Raw genomic sequence first — 2,916 nt, 5'->3', positions numbered from 1 at the left:
CGGGAAGACAGGATTTGAACCTGCGACCCCCTGGTCCCAAACCAGGTGCTCTACCAAGCTGAGCCACTTCCCGTTATAGATGACGCACCCTGAGAGATTCGAAATCAAACACTCTATCCAACTGAGCTAAGGCCCCAATAGATATATAACTAGCAAATTCCTAATCACACAGAAAAAAACTACTAACTACTATTGTGCAAAAAGCCCAACAGCATGTTTAGCACGGCAACGAATATAACAATTTCTATCATCACACTTTTTTCTCGACCTCAGAATTAATACTCTATCATAGTAGAGATCGAATGACAACAAGCAATTTTAAAAAACAAATATAACAGTAGACTACGAATGAAGAAGTTCTTACTTTGCACCATTCAGCTGAGACTGCTGCGTTAAACAGTGAATATACAAAGGCAGAAAAATTGTTAATTTAGATCGCAAAACATGCATCAAAACAATCGCTATCAACAAAAGAAATAATTCCAATATTTTAAAATTGTAAATTTTTTATACGATACGAGTAATTAGGAGAAGATCCCTACTACTCGCACTGCACCACTATAGACATCCCAAATAGCTTATAATGATTATGAAACGAGGTCTTACCTTTCATTGTCTATATTCAGGTAATGAAATTATAAAAGTTGTGCCATGATTCTTTTCGCTTTCAACTTCAATTCTTCCACCCAATGAATTTACTATACAATAACAAACAGTTAGCCCAAGTCCTGTTCCATTTTTCTTTAATGAATAAAATGGAGTTCCAAGACTTTTTATCTCTTCTTTAGACATTCCACATCCCGTATCTGTAATCGTTATTTGAATAGTTGCATTACGTTTACAAATTGAAACTTGAACAACTGTTTCTTTAGGAGAAACTTCTATCGCATTTTTAATAATATTAACAAGTACTTGTTGAATTTTTTCTGAACTAGCTTTTATGTAATAATGATCATCTTCTAGGATATTGAATTTCAATCTAACTCCATTCATAATTGCAAATGATGAAAAACTTTGGTTAATACTTTCAATTTGTTTTTTTAAATCTAATTTATCTAACTTTCCGGCTTCTGGCTTAGCCAATGTTAAGTAGTCACTAATAATTGTTTCAGCTCTGTTTAATTCTTGTTTCATAATTTGAAAATGCTCTTTATGCTTATTTGGTGTTAACGAGTCTTGTGATAATAATTGTAAAAAACCTTGTACTGTCGTCATTGGGTTACGAATTTCATGTGCTACACTAGCAGCCATTTGCCCAACAATATTAAGTTTTTCAGACCTTTTAAGTTCAAACTGCAACCGTTCATATTCATTAAAGGTTTCGATAATATAAACTGTAAACCACATAGAAGCGAGGTGCACAAGAATAAAAAAGAAATAGAAGAAAATAACATCTTGTATAGGGAAATTAAAAAGAAGTTGAGTCGATAAAACTACTAGTGAAGCAGTAACATATGTCAGTGTAAGAGTAGATATCAATCTCTTTTTATTTTGCAATTGACTAAAGTTTTTAAAATGAGTGAACAATAGAACAGCCGAAATGGAATAAGCAATAAATACTCCATACATTCCTACACCGCCTAAAATGACACTAAAAATAAACATCAAGCCAGTAACAATAATACCAACATGAAAGCCACCATACTGAAATGAAATAATCCAAGGAATCGTTCTCAAGTCTAATAAATCCCCAGTCACAAAAGAGATAGGGTGGGTCATACATAAATATATAGTAAAGCTACACAATAACCCAATCATAATAGGCTTGTACTTTTTTAGGGAACTATTATTTTTAAGCAGAGGAAAATAAAGGAGTATAGGAAATAAAATGTAAATAACTTGGACTAATAATTGTATTAGCATGAAGCAAGGGCCTCCTACAAAAACAAAAATACATACGGAGCGTTACAATATTCTATACTCCCACAAAGTTGCTACATACATCTTACGTTTGCTTTGTAATTAAGGAAGAAAATCTTTAATAAACTACAAGGGGAGCAATTCTTTCCTATCAGGAAACTCATATTCGAAGATATTTTGTAAACACTATCTGCATTCTTGTTCTACTGGCAAACCCGAAAAAACTGCATATCACTATTTAGCGAGGAACTTAGCTTTTTATTATTACTATCTTTATTGAAAGAGAACTATAAATGTAAGAGCCATTAATGATAGGATTCCTGGGTTTTTATGTTTTGCTTTTGTCATGTGAAGTACCTCCTGAGATGTTTAACTCTTTCTGTTATCTTAATTATAGCAAGTAAAAATAGAGCTGTAAGTGTTTTGGTCAGATAATATAACAAGGAACCCATATTTGAAATATAGGTTCTAACTAAACTGATCCAATCCATTTACATCATCAATACTTAAAACACACAAAAAAGGACTCTGTATAGAGTCCTTTCGTAATTATGCTTTGTTTACGTTAATAGCTTGAAGTCCACGTTGACCTTGTTCAGTGTCAAACGTAACTTTTTGGCCCTCATCTAAAGATTTAAATCCTTCGCCTTGAATAGCTGAGAAATGTACGAATACATCTTCTCCACCTTCAATTTCGATGAAACCGAATCCTTTTTCTGCGTTAAACCATTTTACTGTACCTTCTTGCATATTTGTTTCCTCCTGTGTGGATATATAATCCAAAATTTATTACTATAATTGTTCAATTTGATATCAAAGTCGAATAGTTTAAATACTTATTCTCCCCTTAATAAACCGAACAAAAATAATTTTGCTTTAGAGTAACAGATAGATCTTAGAAAAGCAAATAACAACTTCACTTTTAGTATTCTTACCATATCCAAGACTTGAACTACCCGCCACTTATCGACCTTGCGGCCTGATTGAAGTGGGGGATTCCTAAGAACACCAGCATAACCACCAGTTATCGATTAGGCTATCCCCGTAGTCCTTACG

2 protein-coding genes and 1 tRNA gene are annotated in these 2,916 nt (G+C 33.1%); all 3 read right to left on the bottom strand.

All coding sequences use genetic code 11. The features are described 5' to 3' along the window. A tRNA-Pro gene (locus tag SAZ04_RS21415) sits at positions 1-73 on the bottom strand. Positions 74-609: 536 nt separating this feature from the next. After that, positions 610-1,863, bottom strand: coding sequence for an ATP-binding protein (locus SAZ04_RS21410; protein WP_332699471.1), 1,254 nt, complete (start codon positions 1,861-1,863; stop codon positions 610-612). Between the two features lie 546 nt (positions 1,864-2,409). Beyond that, entirely contained in the window at positions 2,410-2,610 is a 201-nt protein-coding gene (locus SAZ04_RS21405; RefSeq protein ID WP_332699468.1) for a cold-shock protein, read from the bottom strand. Positions 2,611-2,916: the final 306 nt, after the last annotated feature.

Origin of the sequence: Halalkalibacter lacteus, assembly GCF_036663595.1 — a bacterium.
Lineage (GTDB): Bacteria > Bacillota > Bacilli > Bacillales > Bacillaceae_D > Halalkalibacter > Halalkalibacter lacteus.
Note: the sequence above shows the minus strand (reverse complement) of the source record. Positions and strands in the feature narration are given on the sequence as shown.